This window comes from Streptomyces sp. BBFR2, from assembly GCF_044497305.1.
Classification (GTDB): domain Bacteria; phylum Actinomycetota; class Actinomycetes; order Streptomycetales; family Streptomycetaceae; genus Streptomyces.
In genome coordinates, this window is sequence record NZ_CP172415.1 from 5,530,468 (window position 1) to 5,552,487 (window position 22,020).

At 76.5% G+C, this 22,020-nt stretch carries 18 protein-coding genes and 1 riboswitch; of the genes, 6 read left to right on the forward strand and 12 right to left on the reverse strand.

All coding sequences use genetic code 11. The features are described from left to right. The first annotated feature begins 95 nt into the window (after window positions 1-95). Window positions 96-1,196 carry an amidohydrolase family protein gene (locus ACGH2B_RS22490; RefSeq protein WP_399092785.1) on the forward strand — a complete coding sequence of 367 codons (1,101 nt, stop codon included), beginning with the start codon at window positions 96-98 and terminating at the stop codon, window positions 1,194-1,196. A gap of 213 nt (window positions 1,197-1,409) precedes the next feature. Here ACGH2B_RS22490 and ACGH2B_RS22495 read toward each other — a convergent pair whose 3' ends face one another. Then, window positions 1,410-2,477, reverse strand: coding sequence for a bile acid:sodium symporter family protein (locus tag ACGH2B_RS22495; protein WP_399092788.1), 1,068 nt, complete (start codon window positions 2,475-2,477; stop codon window positions 1,410-1,412). 332 nt (window positions 2,478-2,809) lie between these two features. Between ACGH2B_RS22495 and ACGH2B_RS22500 the strand changes: the two genes are divergently transcribed. Further along, the gene (locus tag ACGH2B_RS22500; RefSeq protein WP_399092791.1) at window positions 2,810-3,949 is read left to right on the forward strand and encodes an SCO1860 family LAETG-anchored protein; all 1,140 of its coding nucleotides are present in this window, start codon (window positions 2,810-2,812) and stop codon (window positions 3,947-3,949) included. A gap of 449 nt (window positions 3,950-4,398) precedes the next feature. Here the strand turns inward: ACGH2B_RS22500 and cobC are convergent, their stop codons facing one another. Further along, entirely contained in the window at window positions 4,399-5,520 is a 1,122-nt protein-coding gene (gene cobC, locus ACGH2B_RS22505) for an Rv2231c family pyridoxal phosphate-dependent protein CobC (protein ID WP_399092794.1), read from the reverse strand. Further along, the gene (locus ACGH2B_RS22510) at window positions 5,504-6,817 is read right to left on the reverse strand and encodes a cobalamin biosynthesis protein (RefSeq protein ID WP_399092797.1); all 1,314 of its coding nucleotides are present in this window, start codon (window positions 6,815-6,817) and stop codon (window positions 5,504-5,506) included. Before ACGH2B_RS22510 ends, cobC begins: the two co-directional genes overlap by 17 nt. 131 nt (window positions 6,818-6,948) lie before the next feature. Here ACGH2B_RS22510 and ACGH2B_RS22515 point away from each other — a divergent pair, with 131 nt between their 5' ends. Further along, on the forward strand, window positions 6,949-7,671 hold the full coding sequence (locus ACGH2B_RS22515; RefSeq protein WP_399097225.1) for a ZIP family metal transporter: 723 nt from the start codon (window positions 6,949-6,951) through the stop codon (window positions 7,669-7,671). Window positions 7,672-7,706: 35 nt separating this feature from the next. On the opposite strand, the gene ACGH2B_RS22520 is transcribed toward ACGH2B_RS22515, so the two are convergent. The 8 genes from ACGH2B_RS22520 to ACGH2B_RS22555 all read right to left on the reverse strand — a co-directional run bounded on the left by ACGH2B_RS22520 (window position 7,707) and on the right by ACGH2B_RS22555 (window position 17,111). Further along, window positions 7,707-8,372, reverse strand: coding sequence for a VOC family protein (locus ACGH2B_RS22520; protein ID WP_399092801.1), 666 nt, complete (start codon window positions 8,370-8,372; stop codon window positions 7,707-7,709). Then, window positions 8,369-9,739, reverse strand: coding sequence for a cobyrinate a,c-diamide synthase (locus tag ACGH2B_RS22525; RefSeq protein ID WP_399092804.1), 1,371 nt, complete (start codon window positions 9,737-9,739; stop codon window positions 8,369-8,371). The genes ACGH2B_RS22520 and ACGH2B_RS22525 overlap by 4 nt, the downstream gene beginning before the upstream one ends. Window positions 9,740-9,746: 7 nt before the next feature. Continuing rightward, window positions 9,747-10,343 carry a cob(I)yrinic acid a,c-diamide adenosyltransferase gene (gene cobO, locus ACGH2B_RS22530; RefSeq protein WP_399092807.1) on the reverse strand — a complete coding sequence of 199 codons (597 nt, stop codon included), beginning with the start codon at window positions 10,341-10,343 and terminating at the stop codon, window positions 9,747-9,749. Further along, on the reverse strand, window positions 10,344-12,500 hold the full coding sequence (locus tag ACGH2B_RS22535) for a putative cobaltochelatase (RefSeq protein WP_399092810.1): 2,157 nt from the start codon (window positions 12,498-12,500) through the stop codon (window positions 10,344-10,346). 97 nt (window positions 12,501-12,597) lie between these two features. Further along, entirely contained in the window at window positions 12,598-14,154 is a 1,557-nt protein-coding gene (locus ACGH2B_RS22540) for a cobyric acid synthase (RefSeq protein ID WP_399092813.1), read from the reverse strand. After that, window positions 14,151-15,149, reverse strand: coding sequence for a cobalamin biosynthesis protein (locus ACGH2B_RS22545; RefSeq protein WP_399092816.1), 999 nt, complete (start codon window positions 15,147-15,149; stop codon window positions 14,151-14,153). The genes ACGH2B_RS22540 and ACGH2B_RS22545 overlap by 4 nt, the downstream gene beginning before the upstream one ends. A gap of 120 nt (window positions 15,150-15,269) precedes the next feature. Continuing rightward, window positions 15,270-15,423: riboswitch (cobalamin riboswitch) on the reverse strand. 181 nt (window positions 15,424-15,604) lie between these two features. Next, the gene (locus tag ACGH2B_RS22550) at window positions 15,605-15,838 is read right to left on the reverse strand and encodes a hypothetical protein (RefSeq protein ID WP_399092819.1); all 234 of its coding nucleotides are present in this window, start codon (window positions 15,836-15,838) and stop codon (window positions 15,605-15,607) included. A 25-nt stretch (window positions 15,839-15,863) separates the two neighbouring features. Continuing rightward, window positions 15,864-17,111: an anion permease gene (locus tag ACGH2B_RS22555; RefSeq protein WP_399092822.1), complete on the reverse strand. Its 1,248-nt coding sequence runs from the start codon at window positions 17,109-17,111 to the stop codon at window positions 15,864-15,866. A gap of 836 nt (window positions 17,112-17,947) precedes the next feature. Between ACGH2B_RS22555 and ACGH2B_RS22560 the strand changes: the two genes are divergently transcribed. The 3 genes from ACGH2B_RS22560 to ACGH2B_RS22570 all read left to right on the forward strand — a co-directional run bounded on the left by ACGH2B_RS22560 (window position 17,948) and on the right by ACGH2B_RS22570 (window position 21,452). Further along, window positions 17,948-18,649 carry a class II aldolase/adducin family protein gene (locus tag ACGH2B_RS22560; protein ID WP_399092825.1) on the forward strand — a complete coding sequence of 234 codons (702 nt, stop codon included), beginning with the start codon at window positions 17,948-17,950 and terminating at the stop codon, window positions 18,647-18,649. A gap of 70 nt (window positions 18,650-18,719) precedes the next feature. Beyond that, the gene (locus ACGH2B_RS22565; protein ID WP_399092828.1) at window positions 18,720-19,847 is read left to right on the forward strand and encodes an alpha/beta hydrolase; all 1,128 of its coding nucleotides are present in this window, start codon (window positions 18,720-18,722) and stop codon (window positions 19,845-19,847) included. A 171-nt stretch (window positions 19,848-20,018) separates the two neighbouring features. Beyond that, a complete protein-coding gene (locus ACGH2B_RS22570) occupies window positions 20,019-21,452 on the forward strand; it encodes a hypothetical protein (protein WP_399092831.1) in 1,434 nt (477 codons plus the stop codon). A gap of 72 nt (window positions 21,453-21,524) precedes the next feature. Here the strand turns inward: ACGH2B_RS22570 and ACGH2B_RS22575 are convergent, their stop codons facing one another. Next, window positions 21,525-21,935 carry a VOC family protein gene (locus tag ACGH2B_RS22575; RefSeq protein WP_399092834.1) on the reverse strand — a complete coding sequence of 137 codons (411 nt, stop codon included), beginning with the start codon at window positions 21,933-21,935 and terminating at the stop codon, window positions 21,525-21,527. Window positions 21,936-22,020: the final 85 nt, after the last annotated feature.

The window sequence follows — 22,020 nt, forward strand, 5'->3', positions numbered from 1 at the left end:
TCGGAAAGCGCCGGAGTGGATTGCGTTCACGGAAATGCACCGGCGTGCGCGGGCGCGCGGAGGGGGCGCCGTGAGCCTGCGCATAAAGTGCCGTCATGACGTCGAAGAGTGAAGGTGCGGCGCTGCACCTCAAGGGGCGGATCCTGGTCGGGCCGGACGACGTGCGCGACGAGATGTGGGTCGTCGGCGGCCGTATCACCTACGAGCGCCCGCGCGCCGCCCGCGAGTTCACCACCGTCGAGGGCTGGGTGCTGCCCGGTCTCGTGGACGCCCACTGTCACGTCGGGCTCGATGCCCACGGCCCCGTCGACGCGGCCACCGCCGAGAAACAGGCGCTCACCGACCGCGACGGCGGCGCGCTGCTGCTGCGCGACGCGGGCTCGCCGTCCGACACCCGCTGGATCGACGACCGCGCCGACCTGCCCCGGATCATCCGCGCCGGACGCCACATCGCCCGCACCCGCCGCTACATCCGCAACTACGCCCACGAGATCGAGCCGGACGACCTCGTCGCCTACGTGGCGCGGGAGGCGCGGCGCGGTGACGGCTGGGTCAAGCTCGTCGGCGACTGGATCGACCGCGCCACCGGTGATCTGGGCTCCTGCTGGCCGCCGGGCGAGGTCGCCGCCGCCATCGCCGAGGCGCACCGGCTCGGCGCCCGCGTCACCGCCCACTGCTTCGCCGAGGACTCCCTCGCCCCGCTGGTCGAGGCGGGTATCGACTGCGTCGAGCACGCCACCGGACTGACCGAGGAGACCATCCCGCTCTTCGCCGAACGGGGCGTGGCGATCGTCCCGACGCTGGTCAACATCGCCACCTTCCCGGACCTCGCCGCGGGCGGCGAGAAGAAGTTCCCGCGCTGGGCCGACCACATGCGCCGCCTGCACGCCCGCCGCTACGACACCGTCCGCGCCGCCTACGACGCCGGGGTGCCGGTCTACGCCGGAACGGACGCGGGCGGTTCACTGGCGCACGGGCTGATCGCCCAGGAGGTCGCCGAGCTGCGCAAGGCCGGACTGCCGGCGAAGGCCGCGCTCTCCGCCACCACCTGGGGCGCCCGCGACTGGCTGGGCCGCCCCGGCCTCACCGAGGGCGCCTCCGCCGACCTGGTCGTCTACCCCGAGGACCCGCGCGCGGACGTCCGGGTGCTGGCCGCACCGCGCCGGGTCGTACTGCGCGGACAGATCATCGGCTGAGGAGTGGCACCGGGTGCCACAGGGGAGCGCGGGGCGGCCGGGAACGGGTGGGCGCGGACGGTGAACGGCGCCGGGCGGTGCGTCCGGGCGTGGACGCGGCACGGGCGCCGGGCGGTGCTGAGGGCGCGGGTGCGTCGCAGGGGGTGCTGAGGGCGCGGGGCCGGGCGCTGTGCGCACCCGGCCCCGCGGTCCCGGGCGTTCGCCCCGGGCCCCTCACGCCTGCCGGGCGTCCCGCCGTCCCGTACGCGCCATCCACGCGGCGACCAGCGCGCCGGAGATGTTGTGCCACACGGAGAACACCGCGGCGGGCAGTGCGGCCGCCGGGCTGAAGTGCGCGGTGGCCAGTGACGCGGCCAGACCGGAGTTCTGCATGCCGACCTCGAAGGCCATCGCCCGGCTCGCCGGAGGGCCCAGCCGCGCCAGCTTGCCCGCGCCGTAGCCGAGCGCCAGGCCAAGTCCGTTGTGGAGCAGTACGGCGACGATCACCAGGAGCGCCGCGTCCTTGATCGCGGCGGCGCTGCCGGAGACCACGGCGAGCACGATGGCCGCGATGGTCACGGCGGAGAGCCAGGGCAGCGCCCGCAGCACCTTGTCGACATAACGACCGGCGATCAGCCGCACCAGAAGCCCGGCCACCACCGGCAGCAGCACCGTCTTCAGGATGTCGGTGACCATCACCCCGGCGTCGACGTCCAGGAACTGCCCGGCGAGCAGCAGTGTCAGCGGCGGCGTGACCAACGGAGCCAGGACGGTCGAGACGGTGGCGACGGAGACCGACAGGGCCACGTCGCCGCGGGCCAGGAACGTCACGACGTTGGACGCGGTGCCGCTGGGCGCGCAGCCGACCAGGATCACACCGGCCGCGAGCTGCGGCGGCAGATCCAGCACGGTCGCGATCAGCCAGCCGAGCCCCGGCATGATCACGTAGTGCGCCACCAGGCCCAGACCGACCGCCCAGGGCCGCTTGGCGACGGCGGCGAAGTCCGGCAGCGTCAGCGTCAGCCCCATCGAGAACATCACCACACCGAGCAGCCACGGCACCGCGGGCGCCCAGCCGGTGAAGTGCGACGGCCACAGCAGCCCCACCGCGCCGGCGGCGATCACCAGAAGCGGGAAGACCGTGACGGCGCGCCGGGCGGCGCGGTCGGACGAGGGGAGATCGCCGTGGGCCGCGGCCGGTACGCCGCCGCCCGCCGGGGACGCGGCGGCGCCGGTCGCTACGGGGCGCCCGGCCGTCTCGCCGGAGGGCTCTTTCGGAGGATTCGTCTGCTCGTTCGACACGGCGGCACTGTAGCCGCCACCTCCGTGTACGGCGCAACAGATCCGGATGCTGGACGCCCGGCCCCCTGCGCGCCCCGTCGAGCCGCGCCTTCGCGGGGTGACGTGCGCACGGCGGTCTTCGGGTGTTTCCGGGGCGGCCGTGACGGGCGGGCCCCCTGCATCCCGTGATTCGAATGTGTGAGCGAGAAACACTCATACGAATGAAATCACCATTCGTGGCTGCCTGTTCACCCTGCGTGCGTACAGTATGGATGGGTCGAGGTCACCGGCCGTCGCGATGTCCCCCATTGGCGCGGACGGTGGCTCCATTCCTCTGTGGGGGTTCCACACACGTGTCCACGAGTTCCACCAGTCCGTCCGGCATGCCCGCCTCCCCGCGGACCGGCCCTGACTTCACGGCCCCGGCGCGTCGTCCCGCGCGCCGGCTGGCCCACGCGGCGGTCGCCACGGCGCTCGCCGCGGGCCCCGTCCTCCTCGGTGCCGCCCCGGCCCACGCCGCCGACCACGGCACCGCCGGCGCCTCCGTGCTCCGCACCGGTCTGGACGTCAGCCTGCTCAACAAGGCCGTCACGCTGCCGCTGAACGTCACCCTCAACGAGGTGCACGCCCCGGCCGACGCGAAGAAGACGGCGCTCAGCGTCGACCTGGACGGCGTCGACGGCGGTAAGCCCTTCTCGGTGCTGCGCGCGGACGTCGCCACCGCCCGGGCCACCGCCGACGCGGCGAAGTCCGAGGGCTTCAGCAACCTCGCGCACGCCAAGGTCAACGTCCCCGGTCTGCCGCTGCTCTCCCTCATCGAGGTCGAGAAGGTCACCTCCCGCGCCGTCTGCGCGGCGGGCGAGCGGCCCACCGCCTCCTCGAACGTGCTCGGCACCGTCAAGATCCTCGGCAAGGCCGTCACGCTCACCGCCGGCGGCACCACCGAGGTCAAGGTCCCCGGTGTGGGCGAGGTCCGCCTCGGCCTCTCCAAGACGCAGACCACCTCCAGGAGCGCCGCGGCCACCGCGCTCGACCTCAAGGTCGGCGTCAACCCGCTCAAGCTGAACGTCGCCGAGGTCAACGGCCGGGTCCGGCTCGCCGAGGCGAGCTGCACCACCCCCGGTACCGACCCCGGCCAGGGCACCGCGGGCGGTTCGACGACGGGCGGCTCCGGCGGCTCCTCGGACGGCGGCGCGACGACCGGCGGGTCCTCCGGCGGGCAGAACGGCGGCGCCACGACCGGCGGTTCGACGGCGGGCGGTGACGGCGGCTCGACCGGCGCCACCACCGGCGGCTCCGGCTCCGGCGGCCAGGACGGCGGCGCCTCCGGCGGCTCCGACCCGCGGCCCCAGGGCGGCGGCGACGGCAACCTCGCCGAGACGGGCAGCAGCTCCACCACCCCCTACCTCGCGGGCGGCGCCGTGGTGCTGCTCCTCGCGGGCGCCGGCTCCGTCGGTTACGCCCGTAAGCGCAAGGCCGCCACGAGCGGCTGACACGACCCCGTACGCCGGGCCGGTGCCGTGGGGGCGCCGGCCCGGGGTGCGGTCCGGGCGCGGTCCGCAACCCCGTGCCCGCCAACGGTCCGTGTGCCGTCTCCCGCCCGCAGCCCGGGCGGGAGACGCCACCGGCACCAGGGCGGGACGGACGGCGTCCGGCGATGCGGGGCCGGCCAGGTGGCGGTCGGCCCCGCATCTTCCTGTCCGGGGGAGCGGGGGCGCCGCGGCCGGTGGCCGCCGCACGAACCGTCAGCTCCGGCCGGGCGCCGAGGCGTTCAGGCCCCCGCCGCGGCCGTTGGCCGCGCTACGAACGTCAGCTCCGGCCGGGCGCCGCCGCGTTCACGCTGCCCCGGCCCACCCGGGGCGGCCCCGCGCGCGGGCCCCGGGCGGCGCGGGCCCTCAGCCGGGGGCCGACCGCAGGCCCTGGTCCCGGGCGGCGCGGTCCCTCAGTCGGGGGCCGACCGCAGGCCCTGGTCCTGGGCCGACCCGGTGCCCACCTTCGCCATCGCCTCCGCGAGGGCGGTCGTGAAGCGGTCCGTGGTGGTGCGGTCGCGGACCGCCAGGCGGAGCCAGTCGGGGCCCAGGCCCGGGAACGTATCGCCGCGGCGGACCGCGAAACCGCTGGTCCGCAGGGCTTCCCGGACGGCCGCCGCGTTCGCCAGCCGGATCAGGACGAAGGGGGCCTCGGCGGGGCCGACGACCCTCACGCCGGGGAGCCGCGTCAGCCGCGCCACCAGATGGGCCCGGTCCGCCGTGGTCCGCCGCGCGGCGGACGCCGCCTCCGCCAGCGCCGCCGGGCCGGAGCACGCCTCGGCCGCCGTCAGCGCGGGCGACGACACCGGCCACAGCGGCTGCGCCCGCGCCAGTTCCGTCACCGTTCCCGGCTCGGCCAGCAGATAGCCGATCCGCAGCCCGGCCAGCCCCCAGGTCTTCGTCAGACTCCGCAGCACCACCAGCCCGGGCAGATCCGTCCGCCCGGCCAGCGACTCCCGTTCGCCGGGCACCGCGTCCATGAACGCCTCGTCCACCACCAGCGTCCGCCCCGGGCGTGCCAGCCGGGCCAGGGTGTCCGCCGGGTGCAGCACCGACGTCGGGTTGGTCGGATTGCCGACGACGACCAGGTCCGCGCCGTCCGGGACCGCCGCCGGGTCCAGCCGGAAACCGTCCCGCTCACGGAGGACCACCCGCTCCACCGTGTGCCCGGCGTCCCGCAGCGCCGCCTCCGGCTCGGTGAACTGCGGATGCACCACCACCGGGCGGCGCGCCCGCACCGTCCGGGCCAGCAGGACGAACGCCTCCGCCGCACCCGACGTCAGCAACGTCCGCGCCACCGGCACCCCGTGGTGTGCCGCGACCGCGCGCCGCGCCGCCGTCCCGTCCGGGTACGCGGCGAGCGAGTCCAGCGAGGCGGTGAGCGCCGCTTTCAGCCACGCCGGGGGCGTCCCCGTACGGACGTTGACCGCGAGATCCGTCAACGCGGCGGCGGCGCCGCGGACCTCGGCGTCGCCGTGGTGGCGCAGATCGGGTTCGGCCGCCGGACGCGGCGCGGGGTCAGCCGACGGCGACACGGTGCTCCGCCTCCGACCGGACCGCCTCGCGGTAGCGCGCCGCCACCGCGTCGGCCACCTCCGCCACCGCGCCGACCGGTTCGGCGCACGTCACCTCGGACTCCGGGTGCGCCGCGCCCCAGCCCTCGGTCTGCAGCCGCAGCCGCTCCTGCTCGGCGCCGGACAGCGGGAAGCACGGCAGCACCACGATCCGCCCCGGCGCGTCCGGTCCGGGCACCGCCGCGCCCAGGACCCGGCAGCGCTCAAGACCCGCCGGGACGTCCGGCGCGGCGTACGACAGGAACGCCGTCTCGACCCCGGCCAGGCCCCGGCCCTCCCACAGCAGCCGGGCGGCCCGCGCCACCTCGGCGTTGGCGTGCGGGTCCCCGGAGCCGGCGCCCACCAGCAACACCGTCGTCCGGGCCCGGTCGCGCGGGCGCCGCGCCCCGCCGCCCAGCGCCTCGTCCAGCCGCCGCTCCCACGCGCCCAGCAGCGCCGGATGGCCGTCCGGGGCCTGCCCCTGGACGAACGACAGCCCGGCATGGCGCGCGGCCGCCGCCGTCAGCTCCGCGGCCGGCCCGCGCCGTACGGGCCCCTCGGGCAGCAGCGGCACCGTCACGACCTCCGTCGCGCCCCGGGCGGCGAGCGCGTCGACCGCCTCGGCCAGCGGCAGCGCCGACGGCGCCCGCCCGGGGAATCCGGCCGCCGCCGGGACCTCGGGACAGCGCTCGGCGACCGCGTCCAGCAGCGTGCGCAGGGCCTGCGCCCCGTCGTCGTCACGGTCGCCGTGACCGGAGATGAGCAGGGCGGGAGGGGTGGTCACAAGTTCTCCTTGGGGGCCGTACGCCGGCGGGGCCGGGCCGGGTGACGAAGGGACGACGATAACCGAGGGGCGGTGCGGACCGGCGCGGTGGTGGCCGGGGGCCGCCGCGACCGCGCAGGTGGCCCGCGACGGCCCCGCGGGAGGGGCGGACTTCCGTTTGCCGACGAGCAGTTGGGCGCCGGGCCCGGCCGCCAGCAGCGCCGCCGCCTCGGCCACGCTGGGCGTCCCGACGGCCGCCAGCGCCGCCGCCGAACCGCCGCCCGGCACCCGCACCCCGGCCAGCTCCCCGGCCGGGAACGCCAGCAGCGCGACGCCCAGCCGCCGGGCCGCGCCGGTCAGCCCCGCCTCGGCGGCCTTCGCCCCGACGGTCGCCAGCGCGGCCACCGTCCCGCCCGCCTCCGCCAGCGCGGCGCGGACCAGCGAAAGCACCTCGTCCTCCGGGACGCCCCGCGCCGCGCCGACGCCCACGTACCGCGGCGTGTCCGGGGCCGTCACCGGACGCCCGCCGGGCGGCGCGCGGAGGTGCGGGGAGGACGCCGCGTCAGTAGGAAGGGGGCAGAGCCGGGGGCGAACCGGCGGGAAGGGGTGCGGCGGTGCCGGTCCTCATCGCGTGCGGCGCGGTCCTGATGACGCTGCTGGGCGGCTGGGTCGCCCAGCGCGTCACCGACCGCCGCCACCTCGTGCTCGGACTGGCCGGTGGTCTGATGCTCGGCGTCGTCGGCCTCGACCTGCTGCCGGAGGCACTTCACGCCGCCGGGCGCCCGGTCTTCGGCGTCCCGCTCGCGCTGCTCTGCTTCGTCCTCGGCTTCCTCGCCGCCCACGCCCTGGAACGCCTCCTCGCGGTGCGGCGCGCCGCCCGCGGCAGCGGTCCGCCGGGCGCCGCCGGGGCCGTCGCGCCGAACGGCGGCCGTATCCCGCAGGTGGGGCTGACCGCCGCCACCGCGATGGTGCTGCACAGCGTCATGGACGGCTTCGCCATCGGCCTCGCCTTCCAGGCCGGGCACGGCATGGCCACGGCGGTGGCGCTCGCCGTCATCGCCCACGACTTCGCCGACGGCTTCAACACGTACACGATCACCAGCCTGTACGGGAACGCCCGGCACCGGGCGCTGCTGATGCTCGGCGCGGACGCGGCGGCGCCGCTGGTGGGGGCGGCGGCGACGCTGTTCGTCACCCTTCCGGAGCAGTGGCTCGGCGGCTATCTCGGGTTCTTCGGCGGCGTCCTGCTCTACCTGGCGACCTCCGGCATCCTGCCCGAGGCCCACCACGACCACCCGGTGCTGCCCACGCTGGCCTGCACGGTCGCCGGGGCGGGCGCCATCTGGCTGATCGTCGGCCTCGCGGGCTGACCGGCCCGCCGCCGCGCCGCCCGCCACCACCGCGCTCATACCGCGACGGCCCCGTGCCCGAGGCGTACCGCGCCGCGCGGGCCGCGCACCACGGCGGTCAGCGCGGCGGGGCCGGCGGTCGCCGCCGCGTCCGGCCACCGTCCGCCGAGCGCCGCCAGCCGTGCGGCGGCCGCCGCCGGATCGGGATCGGTCACCGCGAACGCCTCCAGCGCCGCCGCGGGCAGGTCCGCGGCCGCCGGATGCGGGGTGGTGCCCCAGTCGAGGAGGAACGGGGTGGTGGTGCCGCCCGCGCACGGCGGCGTCAGCTCCCAGGAGAGCCGCCGGCCGTCCGGGGCACGGCGGCCCATCGCCGCCGCGTCGCCCGGGTCGTACCCGGCGGCCCGCGCCCGCGCCACCCGCTGTGCGAGACCGGTGGCCCGCAGCGCCCAGGTGACCAGCCGCGGCCCGGTCAGCGCGTCGATGCCGAACCAGCGCGGACCGTCCGGTTCCGGCTGCTCCGGGTCCGGGCCGATCAGCTCCAGATACGCGCCGGAGCCGAGCGGACCGGCCAGCCCGAGCAGGCGGTTGCGGGTGCCGCGGCCCGGATGGCTGCCGCCCGTCACCGGCCGCAGCCCGGTCAGCTCGGCCACCTCCTCGGCGGCGGCAGCCAGGTCCGGCGCCGCGTACACCAGATGGTCGAGGACGGCCGGTGCGGCGCTCACCGGGCACCCGCCGCGGCGGCCACGAAACGGGTGGCGAGCGACGGCACCGCCGCCCAGTGGACGTGCAGATACGACGCGTGCACCCCGCCGGAGGTGAAGCCCTCCACCCGCCGCGCGGGGTGGGTGACGCCCCACGCCGGGGACGCGCCCGCGCCCGGCTCCACGGCGGTGCGGTGGAACTCGTGACCGCGCACCCGGGTGCCCGCCGCGGCCAGCGCGTTGTCCGTCAGCGCCACCGCCTCGCGGTAGCCGAGCGTCAGCCGCTGTGTCATCCGCGCGTCGGCGGGCAGCACCCCGCACATCGGCCGCCCGTCCAGCGACCGGGACAGGTACAGCAGCCCGGCGCACTCCGCCGCGACCGGCGCGCCCGTCGCCGCGAGTGCGGCCACCGCCGCCCGCAGCGGCGCGTTCGCCGACAGCTCCGGGGCGTGCACCTCCGGGAAACCGCCGCCGATCACCAGCCCCCGCGTCCCCTCCGGCAGCCGCGTATCGCGCAGCGGATCGAACGGCACGACCTCGGCGCCCGCCGCCCGCAGCAGCTCGGTGTGTTCCGCGTACGAGAAGGTGAACGCGGCGCCGCCGGCCACCGCGACCACCGGGCGGCCCGCCACCGCACCACCCGCCGCGGCGACCTCCGCGGCCGGGTCCCACACCTCGTCCGGCAGCTCGCCCGCGCTGCGGGCCAGCGCCAGCAGCGCCTCCAGATCGCAGCCCTCGCGCACCCGCGCGGCCAGCTCCCGTACCGAATCCACCGCCTCCGCGCGGCGTTCGGCGACCGGGATCAGGCCCAGGTGGCGGGAGGGGGTACGGACCTCGCCGGTGCGGCGCAGCGCGCCCAGCACCGGGACGCCGGACGACTCCATCGCCTCCCGCAGCAGCGCCTCGTGGCGGTCCGAGCTGACCTTGTTGAGGATCACCCCGGCCAGCCGCACCTCCGGGTCCCAGGACGCGAAGCCGTGCACCAGCGCGGCCACCGACCGGGACTGCGACGACGCGTCCACGACCAGCACCACCGGCGCCCGCAGCACCTTCGCGATCTGCGCCGTCGACGCCAGCTCGCCCTGGCCCGACGCGCCGTCGAACAGCCCCATCACACCCTCGACGACGGCGAGATCGCAGCCCCGTGCGCCGTGCCGGAACAGCGGCGCGATCCGCTCCGTACCGCACAGGTAGGCGTCGAGGTTGCGGCCCGGACGGCCGGTGGCCAGCGCGTGGTAGCCCGGGTCGATGTAGTCCGGGCCGACCTTGTGCGGCGAGACGGCGAGCCCCGCCTCGGCGAACGCGGCCATCAGGCCCGTCGCCACCGTCGTCTTGCCCGCCCCGGACGCGGGCGCGGCGATCACCAGCCGGGGGACCGTGCCGCTCATGCCACACTCACCATTCGATGCCCCGCTGGCCCTTCTGGCCGGTGTCCATCGGGTGTTTCACCTTCGACATGTCGGTGACCAGATCCGCGAAGTCCACCAGCGCCTGCGGCGCGTTCCGCCCGGTGATCACCACATGCTGGGTGCCGGGCCGCTCCCGCAGCGCCGAGATCACGTCCTCGGTGTCGATCCACCCCCAGTGCAGCGGGTAGGCGAACTCGTCCAGCACCAGCAGCTTGTACGTCTCGGTGGCCAGATCCCGCTTGACCTGCTCCCAGCCCTCGCGCGCCGCCTCCTCGCTGGAGGCCAGGTCGCGCTGGACCCAGGACCAGCCCTCGCCCATCTTGTGCCAGGCGACGGTGCCGCCCTCGCCACTCTCGCCGAGCACCTTCAGCGCCCGCTCCTCGCCGACCTTCCACTTCGCCGACTTCACGAACTGGAACACCCCGACCGGCCAGCCCTGGTTCCAGGCGCGCAGCGCGAGCCCGAACGCCGCCGTCGACTTGCCCTTGCCGACGCCGGTGTGGACGAAGACCAGCGGCCGGTTGCGGCGCTGGCGGGTGGTGAGCCCGTCGTTCGGTACGACGGACGGCTGTCCCTGCGGCATTTACGCCACCTTCCTGGAGTCCGAGATGTGATGCGCGGCGGCCGTACCCCGCCCGCCGCGGAGATTTTGTACGAGCCCCGACACGCTGTCCGCGCGCAGCTCGTCGAGGGTGACGGCGGGGCCGCCCAGCTCCCGGGCGAGCGCCCCGGCCAGACCCAGCCGCACCGGACCGCTCTCGCAGTCCACGACGACGGACGCGACGCCCTCGGCGCCCAGCAGCCGCCCGGCGCGCGCCGCCCGCTCCAGCGGCGACGGCGCCCCGGAGCCGGTCGCCCGGCCGTCGGTGACGACCACCAGCAACGGCCGCCGCGACGCGTCCCGCATCCGCTCCACCCGCAGCACCTCGTGAGCCTTGAGCAGCCCCTCGGCGAGCGGGGTGCGGCCCCCGGTCGGCAGCGACGCCAGCCGCGCCGCGCCCGCCTCCACCGACGACGTCGGCGGCAGCGCCAGCTCCGCCTCCCGCCCCCGGAACGTGATCATGCCGATCTTGTCGCGCCGCTGGTACGCGTCGAGCAGCAGCGACAGCACCGCGCCCTTGACCGCGCTCATCCGCTTGCGCGCCGCCATCGACCCGGAGGCGTCCACCACGAACAGCACGAGGTTGCCCTCCCGCCCCTCGCGGACCGCCTCCCGCAGATCGTCGCGGCGCACCACCAGGCCCGGACCGCGCCGCCCGCGCGCCCGCTGGTGCGGCGCGGCCGCCTGCAACGTCGCCGCCAGATGCAGCTTGCCGAGCGCACCGCGCGGCCGCCGGGACCCGGTGGTCCGGCCGTGCGCGGTCCGCGCCCGCGAACGGCGGCCGTCCGCGCCCTCGCCCAGCCCCGGCACGTCGAGGCGCCGGGTGGCGAACGGCTCGCCCGCCGCCACCGCCGCCTGCTGCGCCGCCGGGGCCCCGGCCGGACGGCCGTCGGGCTCACCGCCCGGCTCCGCGCCGTCGCCGTCCCGGCCCGGCGCGGGCCCGCTCTCCCGCGGCCCCGGCACGCTCTCCTCCCGCGGCGGCGGCGCACCGCCCCCGTCGGGACCGCCCCCGTCCGGGCCACCGCCGTCCGGCCCGCCCCCGGGCCCGCCGTCCGGCCCCTCCGGCTCACCGTCCGGGCCGCCCTCGGGCCCGCCGTCCTGCGGACCGTCCGGCTCCGGGTCGTCCTCGGGGGCCGACTCCTCCAGCAGCCGGTCGAGCTTCTCCTCGTCGAGACCCGGCGCGTCGAACGGGGCCCGGCGCCTGCGGTGCGGCAGCGCCAGCAGCGCCGCCCGCCGGACGTCCTCGGTGCGTACGTCCGTCCGCCCGGCCCACGCGGCCAGCGCCGTCGCGGTCCGCGCCATCACCAGGTCCGCGCGCATCCCGTCGACCTCGAACCCCGCGCAGACCGACGCGATCTGCCGCAGCGCCCCGTCGCCGAGCCGCACCGAGGACAGCAGCGCCCGCGCGGCGGTGATCCGCTCCCGCAGCGCCGTCTCCTCGCCCGCCCAGCGCGCCGCGAACGCCGCCGGGTCGTCGTCGAACGCCAGCCGCCGCCGGACCACCTCCACCCGCCGCGCCGGGTCCCGGTCCGCCGCGACCTCCACGGTCAGCCCGAACCGGTCCAGCAGTTGCGGACGCAGCTCGCCCTCCTCCGGGTTCATCGTCCCGACCAGCAGGAACCGCGCCGCGTGCCGGACGGAGACGCCCTCCCGCTCGACGTGCGAGGCGCCCATCGCGGCGGCGTCCAGCAGCAGGTCGATGAGGTGGTCGTGGAGCAGGTTGACCTCGTCGACGTAGAGCAGCCCGCGGTGCGCCCGGGCGAGCAGCCCCGGCTCGAAGGACTTCACGCCCTCGGCCAGCGCCCGCTCGATGTCCAACGCGCCGACCAGCCGGTCCTCGGAGGCGCCCACCGGCAGCTCCACCATCCGGGCGGGCCGGTGCGCCGCCTCGTCCGCCCCGTGCGGCCCGTCCGGGCAGCCGGGGTCCGGCGCGGCCGGATCGCAACTGAAGCGGCAGCCGTCGACCACCGCGACCTGCGGCAGCAGCTCGGCCAGCGCCCGGACGGCGGTGCTCTTGGCGGTGCCCTTCTCGCCGCGGACGAGGACGCCGCCCACCGCCGGGCTGACGGCGTTCAGCAGCAGCGCCAGCCGCAGGTCGTCCATTCCGACGACGGCGGTGAACGGATAGCGGGCGCTCATGTGGCGATCACTCCTTCATGCGAGGTGCGGCCGTCACCGGCCGCCCGGTCCGTGCCCTCGGGCACCCTTGCGTGACGTCCTGGCGCCCTACGCGCCCTCACGGCGCCCCCGGCGGGACGAACGGCAGCCCCGGCGGGACGCCCTTCTCGATCAGCCGCAGCAGCGCACCGGTGTCGGCGTGCTCCTCGATCAGGTCGCCGAGCCGGTCCAACTGCTCCTCGCGCAGCGCGCCGAAGCTGGTGTCCGGCGCCGGGACGAACGCCCGCCCCGCGTCCGCCGCCACCCGCGCGAGGAACGCCCGCCGGAACGCGTCGCTCTCCAGCGACCCGTGCCAGTGCGTCCCCCACACCGACCCCGACCGGCAGCCGTCCAGCGGCCGCCCGGCGTCGTCGGTGAAGAACGGCTCCCCGCCGCTCACCTCGGCCACCCCGTGATGGATCTCGTACCCCTCGGCTGCCGCGCCCAGCGCCGTACCGACCGGCCTGGCCAGCGTCTTCTCCACCGCGAACCGCACCCGCAGCGGCAGCAGCCCCAGGCCCGGCACGGTGCCCGCCCGGGACTCCACCTCGTCGTCGATCACCTCGCCGAGCATCTGGTAGCCGCCGCAGATGCCCAGCACCGGACGGCCCTCGGCGGCGCGCCGGGCGACCGCGTCGGCCAGCCCCCGCTCCCGCAGCCAGGCCAGCGCCCGCACCGTGCCGCGGGTGCCCGGCAGCACCACCAGATCCGCGTCGGCCAGCTCCTCGGCGCGGTCGACGAACCGCACCACCACGCCCGGTTCGGCGGCCAGCGCGTCCACGTCCGTGAAGTTCGACATCAGCGGCACCGCCGCCACCGCGACCCGCAGCACGTCCGCGCCGTGCGGCGGCGCCACCACGGACTCGCGGACCGCGCCGCGCAGCGACACCCGCAGCCCGTCCTCCTCGTCGATGCCCAGCCCGTGCGTGAACGGCAGCACACCGAGCGACGGACGCCCCGTCAGCTCCCGCAGCATCTCCAGCCCCGGCTCCAGCAGCGTCACATCGCCGCGGAACTTGTTGACGAGATACCCGGCGATCAGCGCCTGGTCCTCCTCGGCCAGCAGCGCCGTCGTCCCGAAGAACGACGCGAACACCCCGCCGCGGTCGATGTCACCGACCACCACCACCGGCAGCCGCCCGGCCCGCGCGATCCCCATGTTGACGATGTCGGTGCGCCGCAGATTGATCTCCGCCGGGGAGCCCGCGCCCTCACATATCACCACGTCATGGGCGCGCCGCAGCTCGGCCAGACACTCGGTGACGGTGCCGAGCAGCTCCTCGCGGCCGGCCGGGCGCGCACCGCTCCCGGGGCGCCCGAAGTACCCCCGCGCGCTCATCTCGCCGACCGGTTTGCCCAGCAGCACCACCTGGCTGCTGCGGTCCCCGCCGGGCTTGAGCAGCACCGGGTTCATCAGCGCCGACGGCTCCACCCGGGCGGCCGCCGCCTGCATCGCCTGCGCCCGGCCGATCTCCGCGCCGTCCCGCGTCACGAACGAGTTCAGCGACATGTTCTGCGCCTTGAACGGCGCGACGTCCACGCCCTGCCGCACCAGCCAGCGGCAGATCCCCGCCGTCACCACGCTCTTGCCCGCGTCGGAGGTCGTCCCCGCGATCAGCAGTCCGCCGCCCGTCACCGCACCCCGCCCTTCCGCCGGGCGAGGGCCGGACGCACCGCGCCCGCCAGCAGCCGCCCGGCCACCGTCACCGTCAACGCCCCCACGCTCACCCGCCGCGAGAGCCGCACCGCCCGCGCGATGTCCTGTGTCGCCACCGCACGGCCCCCGCCGTTCAGCCGCGGCCGGTGCTCGACACGCCCGCCGTACGCCAGCGTCCCGCCGAGCCGTACGCCCAGCGCGCCCGCGAACGAGGCTTCCACCGGGCCCGCGTTGGGGCTCGGATGCGCGCCGCCGTCCCGCCGCCAGGCCCGCAGCGCGCCGCGCCGGTCCGGGGCGGCGAGCACGGTGAGCGCGGCGGTCAGCCGGGAGCCGGGCCACCCGGCGACGTCGTCCAGCCGCGCCGACGCCCAGCCGAACCGGCGGTGGCGCGGCGACTTGTGACCCACCATCGCGTCGAGGGTGTTCACCGCCCGGAACGCCACCAGCCCCGGGACACCGCCGACGGCGCCCCACACCAGCGCGCCCACCACCGCGTCCGAGGTGTTCTCCGCGACCGACTCGACGACCGCCCGCGCCATCTGCGCCTCGTCCAGCGCCTGCGGATCCCGGCCGCACAGATGCGGCAGCCGCCGCCGTGCCCGGTCGAGGTCCCCGGCGGCCAGCGCGTCGCCGACGGCCCGCGCCTCCCGGCCCAGTGAGGTACCGCCCAGCACCGACCAGACGGTGGCGGCGGTCAGCGCGGTGACGGCGGCGGTCCGTACGGGGGAGGGGGCGGGCGCGGTCCCGCGTACCGCGCGGGTCAGCAGCGTGGCGCCGGCGGTCGCGCCGCCCGCGCAGAGCAGGGTATGGACGGCGCCGGCACCGCGGTGGTCGCGCCAGAGCCGGGCCTCGACGGCCGCCGCACCGCGCCCGAAGGCGGCCACCGGATGGCCGCGCCGCGGGTCGGCGGCGAGCAGATCACCGAGAAAGCCCAGGACCGCACCGCACGCGTAGCCGGCGTGTTCGGCACGCATCGGATCAGACCGCCGTCACGCCTCGGAGGGACTGCGGCAGGGAGGATCTGGCAGGGCGGCCGGGCATGGCGGTATGTCCTCACTCAGGGTCCGCGCCCTGGTTCGACGTGACGGCGACAGGAGTCTCCTGGCTTCCCGGATCGGCGCGTCCCCCGGCCTTCCAGTCCTGGCGTGCGCCCGTCGGGCGTGCACGGGGCGGACCGTGACCTTCGTCGGAGGTGCGCTCCCCGGTGACAGTGGCGGGACCGCGCCGGATTCACACCGGACTTCCTCTGCTGTCGCCGATTGGCGTGGGAAGTCCACCACGCCCCGCCAACCCCGTCAACTCACCCGTGACCTGCGACGCCGTGGTATCGCGGGCCATGTGGCAGAGGCCACAGGACCGGCACGACGCACGGCGCCCGGCCACCGCTCAGGTGCGGTGACCGGGCGCCGGGTACGCCGTGCCGGACGGGTCAGGCGGCGACGATCAGATAGATGCCGTACGCCACCGCCGCCGCGCAGACCGCGTAGGCGGCGAGGCCGCCGATCCGCGCGCCGGCGCCCGGGGCACCCGCCGTGGCGGGCGCGCCCTCGGTCCGGGTACGGGCCGTGCCGACGATGCCGACCGTGAACAGGCCCACGATCCCGACCGTCACCACCAGGGTGACGCCGAAGACCTGGCCGAGAGCTGCCCAGTCGATGCTCATGCTGCGGTTCCTCAGATTCGGGCGGTCAGCCGGCGGCTGTCGCGGTCTTGGCGCGCGGGGCGCTCGCGGCGGGGGCGGACTCCTCGCCCTCGACGGGGTTCAGCGACCCGGCCGGGGGAGGGGAGACCGTCTGGAGGGCCGCGGTGACCACACCGGGCGGCTCCGTGAACTCGGTCTCGTTGACGTTGTTGTGGTCGATGGGCTTGCGGCGGGACGCGGCCCAGATGGCGCCGCAGATGCCGAGCGCGAGGATCGCGACGGCCGTGACGCCCCAGTCACCCTGGTCGGCCAGGAGCGCGGCACCGGCGGACACCAGGCCCGCGGCCGGCAGCGTCAGGCACCAGGCGACGACCATCCGTACCGCCGTCGACCAGCGCACCACACCGCCCTTGCGGCCCAGACCCGAACCCATCACCGAACCCGAGCAGACCTGGGTGGTGGAGAGCGCGAAGCCGAGGTGCGAGGAGGCCAGGATGGTGGCCGCGGCGCCGGTCTGGGCGGCGAAGCCCTGCGGCGGCTGGATGTCGGTGATGCCCTTGCCCATGGTGCGGATGATCCGCCAGCCGCCCAGGTACGTCCCCAGGGCGATGGCCATACCGGCCGAGGCGATGACCCACAGCGGCGGGTCGGAGTGCGGGGCGACCACACCGCCGGTGATCAGCGCGAGGGTGATGACACCCATCGTCTTCTGCGCGTCGTTGGTGCCGTGCGCCAGCGAGACCAGCGCCGCCGAGGCGATCTGCCCGGCGCGGTAGCCCTTGGCCGTCTCCTGCTCGTCGCGGCCCCGGGCCAGCCGGTACGTCAGCCGGGTCGCGGCCATCGACGCGATACCGGCGACCACCGGGGCGGCCACGGCCGGGATCAGGACCTTCATCACCACGGCGCCGCCGTGCACACCGCCGGTGCCCACGGACACCAACGTGGCGCCGATCAGACCGCCGAACAGGGCGTGGGAGGAGCTGGAGGGAAGGCCGGCGAGCCAGGTGAGGAGATTCCAGACGATCGCGCCGACCAGACCGGCGAAGATCACTTCAGGTCTGATACCGGCGCTTTCGTCGATGATCCCGCCGGAGATGGTCTTGGCGACCTCCACGGACAGGAACGCGCCGACGAGGTTGAGGACCGCCGACATCGCCACCGCGATCTTGGGCTGCAGCGCGCCGGTGGAGATGGTGGTGGCCATGGCGTTGGCCGTGTCGTGGAAGCCGTTCGTAAAGTCGAACACCAAGGCCGTGACGATCACGATCCCGATGAGAAGCGTGATGTGTTCCATTCACCCAGGCAATCAGTTCGATGGTCAGTGACGCCGGAAACGTACGAAGGGTGGGTGAACGGGAGATGAACGTGGCCGGGCCCGGTAATGACGCCGTCGCAGTGTTCGGAAGGAGGTATCTCACACGTCACTTGCACCCCATCTGTATGTGGCTCGAATGAGCTGCCGCTCGGCCCGAATATGGCTTGTTCCGCCGCCCGTGAACAGCATCCGAACGACCCCGTCGCAATCCGTCACCCCGCTGGTGGACGCCCCGCCCCCTCGCCCCGCCCCGCGTCCCCCTCCGCACGCGGACCTGGCGCGAATCCACGGCCCCCGCCACCCCGCACGCCTGGCCGAAACCCCCGGCCCCCGGAACGCCCCGCCGTTCGAGCGCGGCGCACGCCGCCCCACCTCCCGCGCCTCCGTACGCCCGCCCCGGACCGCACCGGCACCCCCACGCGAACGCACTCGCGTCGAACGGACCGACCGGCCTCCACGGCGGCGGGCCGTCGCCCGCGGCCGGGCTTCTGCCGCCCTCTCCGGGGCGGTCCGCCGCGCGGGCGGATCTCCCCGGAGCCCCCGCCCGGTCCGTACGCGATGGGCCGTCGGCGGGGCTCCCCGTATGAACGGACTTCCCGTAACGGCGCCGGCCCCGGCCGCCGCGGCAACGGCCCCGTTCCTCCGGGGCGGCCCGCCCCGCCCCTCCCATGCCAGGCCGCCGCGCGAGCGCCCGAACGGCCGCCCGGCCCGTACAACGACGGGCCCACCGTCGCCCCTCCCGCGTAGCCGCCCCTCCGAGGGCCGCCCCGCCCGTACGGTGACGGCGACCCGCCGCCCACGCATCGGAGGAACCCGTGACCCGTCCCAGCGTCCCCGCCCCGCAGCCGGACCGGCCCGGGGCCGATGCCCTCGCGGCCGCCTGGGAGGAGGTCGTCGCCACCGCCCGCCGTACCGTCGCCGACGGGCTCGTCGTCGGCACCTCCGGCAATGTTTCGGCCCGCGTCGGCGACACCGTCCTCGTCACGCCCAGCGGCGTCCCCTACGACCGCCTCGGCCCCGGGGACCTCACCGCCGTCGGTCTCGACGGCCGGCAGTGCGCGGGCAGCCTCCCGCCCACCAGCGAACTCCCCATGCATCTCGCCGTCTACCGCGCCACCGACGCCACGGCCCTCGTCCACACCCACGCCCCGCACGCCACCGCCGTCACCGTCCTCACCGGCGAACTCCCGCCCGTCCACTACATGACCGCCGCCCTCGGTGGCCCCGTCCGCGTCGCCCCCTACGCCCCGTACGGCAGCGACGAACTGGCCGCCCACGCCCTCGCGGCGCTGCGCGACCGCACCGCCTGCCTCCTCGCCCACCACGGCACCCTCGCCCTCGGTGCCACCCTCGACCAGGCCCTGGACCGCACCGCCCAACTGGAGTGGATGTGCCAGGTCTGGCTCCTCGCCTCGTCCGTCCCCGGCCGCACCCCGTCCCTCCTGACCGCCGCCGACCTCGCCGAGACCGCCACCCGCCTGCGCGGATACGGCCGCCATCCCCAGGACACGCCGTAGTCCGCGGCCCCGGCTCACCCGTACGCCCCGTCCGCTGGCCGCCCCCGGCACCCGGCTCCACACTGAAGACGTGCGCCTGGCTCCTGCGGCGGCTGTGGCCGTCACCACCGTGATCGGTGCCGGTGCGGCCGCGGTGGCGGCCGGCCGGTACGCCGGGGGCGTCGCCCTCCGGCCCTCCCCCCAGGTGCCGTTCCCTGGGGACTCGCGCCTGACCGTCCACGCCACCGGCGACGGCACGGTCACCCTGACCCGCAGCCTGGCATCGCTGCGCCCCGGCACGTACGGCCTCTCCGGCCCCGGCTGCCACGCGATCACCGGCCCGGTGGTGCACCACACCCCGCACCCCGCCGACACCGTCGTCCGCCGCCTGGAACGGATCACCCACGGCGCGCTCCCGCCCGGCACCCGGGTGCGGCTCACCCCGCAGGTGTACGCCGGAAACCCCCGCGACGCCCTCGGCCTGACCTGCGCCGACGTCGATGTCCCGGGCGAACTCGGACCGCTGCCCGCATGGTTCCTGCCGGGTGTACGCGACACCTGGGTGATCACCGTGCACGGCCTCGGCACCACCCGCGAGCACCCGATGAACGTCATGCCGTTCCTCCACCGCCACCGGCTGCCCGTCCTCGACCTCGCCCACCGCAACGACGCGGGCGCCCCGCAGACCCCCGACCGGCTGCACCACCTCGGCGACTCCGAATGGCGCGACCTGGACGCCGCGATCCGCTACGCCGTCCGCTACGGCGCCCGCGACGTCGTCCTCCATGGCTGGTCCACCGGCGCCACCATGGCGCTGCGCGCCGCCGCCCGCTCCGGTATGCGCGACCGCATCCGCGGCCTCGTCCTGGACTCACCGGTCCTCGACCGGCACGCCACCGTCCGCGCCCTGGCCACCGCCCGGCACGTACCGCGGGCCCTGCTGCCGCTCGCGGTCCGCGCCGCCGAGGGCCACACCGGACTCCCCGTCGACCGGCCCGGCGACGCCGTCGACCCGGACACCCTCACCGTCCCCACCCTCCTCTTCCACGGCCCGGACGACATCCTCGCCCCCTGGGCCGCCTCCCGCGCCCTCGCCGCCCGCCGCCCGGACCTCGTCACCCTCCGCCCCGTGCCGCACGCCCCGCACGCCGCCATGTGGAACGCCGACCCCGCCGCCTACGAGGAGTCCCTGCGCCGCTTCCTGACCCCTCTCATGTGACCGCCCGGACCGCGACGGCCCTCCCGCACGGGTACCGGACGGCGCGACCCCCGGACATACGGGGGGACAACTCCCCACAACCGTGATGGGTCGCCTGGGTGAACCCCGCTGAGCGGGCCGTTTCCCGTCGTCCGATTGGGTTTTCGGGCCATCAGCGGCAAGACTGCTCCTGTGACGTCCCGTACTCCGCGCGACTCCCGGCTCCGACTCGTCCCCAGGCAACCGATTGCCGCCGCCCGCCGGGCGGTGAGCACCCGGACGGCCCGTCCGGCCCCACGCCCGCCCGAGGGCACCCCGCCGCCCGCGGAACTGGCGCGCCAGGCCCGCGCCGCACTCTCGGGCGCCGCCCGCCTGGCCCGCTGGGCCGACGGCGCCACCGCCGGACTACGGGCCGGGCGCGACGGCGCCCTCCCGGCGGCCGACGTGGAGCGCGCCGCCGAGGCCCTCGGCCTGTCCGCCGCCGAGGTGCGCGCCGACTGGGACCGCGCCCGCCTCGCCGGACTGATCGAGCTGCACGGCGGACTCGCCCGCGCCGGCTGGCGGCTGCGCGCCTGGGACCGCGACGACACCGCCGCCCTCCGCGGCTGGGTCGCCCTCTTCGACGCCTGGTCGCTGGCGCTGCCGTCCCCCGAGGGCGCCGGGCCCGCCATCGTCGGCGAGGTCGTCGAGGCCGTACCGCAGCTTCTGTCGCTGCTCCATCTGTCGGCCGGTCCGGTACGCCTCCAGGCCCTGCTGGACATGCTCGAACAGCGCGTCGCCGAGCTGCGCACCGAGCGCTGCGAGGTGCCGTACGGCCCCCGTGCCGAGCCCGCGGACGGCGACGCGGCCGACGAGGAGGCCCGGGCCCCGCTCACCGCCCTGCTGGACTGGGCGCTCGCCGCCCTGACCGCGGTCGGCGCGCTGGTGCCCGCCGACGGCGCCCCGGCCCCCGCCCCGGACGACGGCGACGACGCCCGCGAGGCGCAACTGACGCCACTGGGGCACTGGTCGGTCTGGGTCAAGCTGGAGCAGATCTGCGTCGCGGCACAGAGCCCGGCGGGCAACATCGAGCAGACCGCCGCCGCCATGCTCCGCGGCTGCGCCCGGCTCACCCCGGGCCCGGCCCGCGCCGAGTACCGCGCCTGGCTCGCGGCCCGCTCGGTCGGCTCGGCCGTCGAGGAGCTGCTGACCGTGGCGCGCGGCGAGGACGCCCTGCTGCGCGGGCTCGCCTTCGAGGCGCTGCGCGCCGTCGGCGCCCCGGCCGAGGCCGCCGTCCGCGCGGCCGCCGACGAGGCGGCGCTGCGCCCGTACGTCCTGCTGTGGCTCTTCGAGCACGAGGGCGGCGACCCGGACAACGCCCTCGACGTGCTCACCCGCGAGGAGTCGACCTGGCTGTGGGTGGACACCGCCGCGGCCGTCGCCGACCACGGTGAGAGCCAGTTGCTCATCCGCCACCTCGACTCGGCGGTCCAGGGCTCCGTCCCGCGCCTCCTCGAAGAGGTACGCGCCGTGGGCCACCCGCGCACCGTCCAGGTCCTGGTGGCGCTCGCCGCGGCGCACCCCGACCCGGCGCTGGCCAAGGCCGTCCGCCGCGCCGCGTTCCAGGTGCACACCGGCGGCGTCTGAGGCCCGGGGCCGCCGGACCACCACGGCCCGGCGGCCCGGCGGGGCGGGGGACGGCCGCCCCGCCGCTCCCCGTCATCCGTCCGCGCCCGGCGCATACGTACCGAAGCTCCAGACATTGCCCTCGGCATCGCGCGCCATGTAGTCGCGGGAGCCGTACTCCTGGTCCCGGGGCTCCATCAGGACCTCCGCCCCGGCGGCCCGCGCCCGTGCGTGATGGGCGTCCACGTCCTCGACCACGACGTAGACACCGCTCGGCCCGGCACCGGCCATCGCCGCGTCGAAGGCGCCGCCGTGCCCCTTGGAGCCGAGCATCACCCGTCCGTTGCCGTAGGACAGCTCGGCGTGGACGACGGCGCCGTCCTCGCCTCGGTACACGGCTTCCTCGGTGAAGCCGAAGGCTTCGGTGAGGAAGCGGATCGCGGCCGGTGCGTCGCGGTAGAGAAGGGTGGGGAAGAGGGTCGGGTGCTGCGGGGTGTCCGGCATGGTGTCCGCCTCTCCGGGAGCGCGTCCCGTTCCGCACGGCTCCGCGCGCCGCCCGCGCGGGCATCCGTGAGATCTGCCTCACAGT

Excerpts from the sequence above, each read along its gene's own strand:
- ACGH2B_RS22490 (WP_399092785.1), top strand. The coding sequence starts at position 96 with ATGACGTCGAAGAGTGAAGGTGCGGCGCTGCACCTCAAGGGGCGGATC.
- ACGH2B_RS22515 (WP_399097225.1), top strand. The coding sequence starts at position 6,949 with ATGACGCTGCTGGGCGGCTGGGTCGCCCAGCGCGTCACCGACCGCCGC.
- ACGH2B_RS22525 (WP_399092804.1), bottom strand. The coding sequence starts at position 9,739 with ATGAGCGGCACGGTCCCCCGGCTGGTGATCGCCGCGCCCGCGTCCGGG.
- cobO (WP_399092807.1), bottom strand. The coding sequence starts at position 10,343 with ATGCCGCAGGGACAGCCGTCCGTCGTACCGAACGACGGGCTCACCACC.
- ACGH2B_RS22535 (WP_399092810.1), bottom strand. The coding sequence starts at position 12,500 with ATGAGCGCCCGCTATCCGTTCACCGCCGTCGTCGGAATGGACGACCTG.
- ACGH2B_RS22545 (WP_399092816.1), bottom strand. The coding sequence starts at position 15,149 with ATGCGTGCCGAACACGCCGGCTACGCGTGCGGTGCGGTCCTGGGCTTT.
- ACGH2B_RS22550 (WP_399092819.1), bottom strand. The coding sequence starts at position 15,838 with ATGAGCATCGACTGGGCAGCTCTCGGCCAGGTCTTCGGCGTCACCCTG.
- ACGH2B_RS22555 (WP_399092822.1), bottom strand. The coding sequence starts at position 17,111 with ATGGAACACATCACGCTTCTCATCGGGATCGTGATCGTCACGGCCTTG.
- ACGH2B_RS22575 (WP_399092834.1), bottom strand. The coding sequence starts at position 21,935 with ATGCCGGACACCCCGCAGCACCCGACCCTCTTCCCCACCCTTCTCTAC.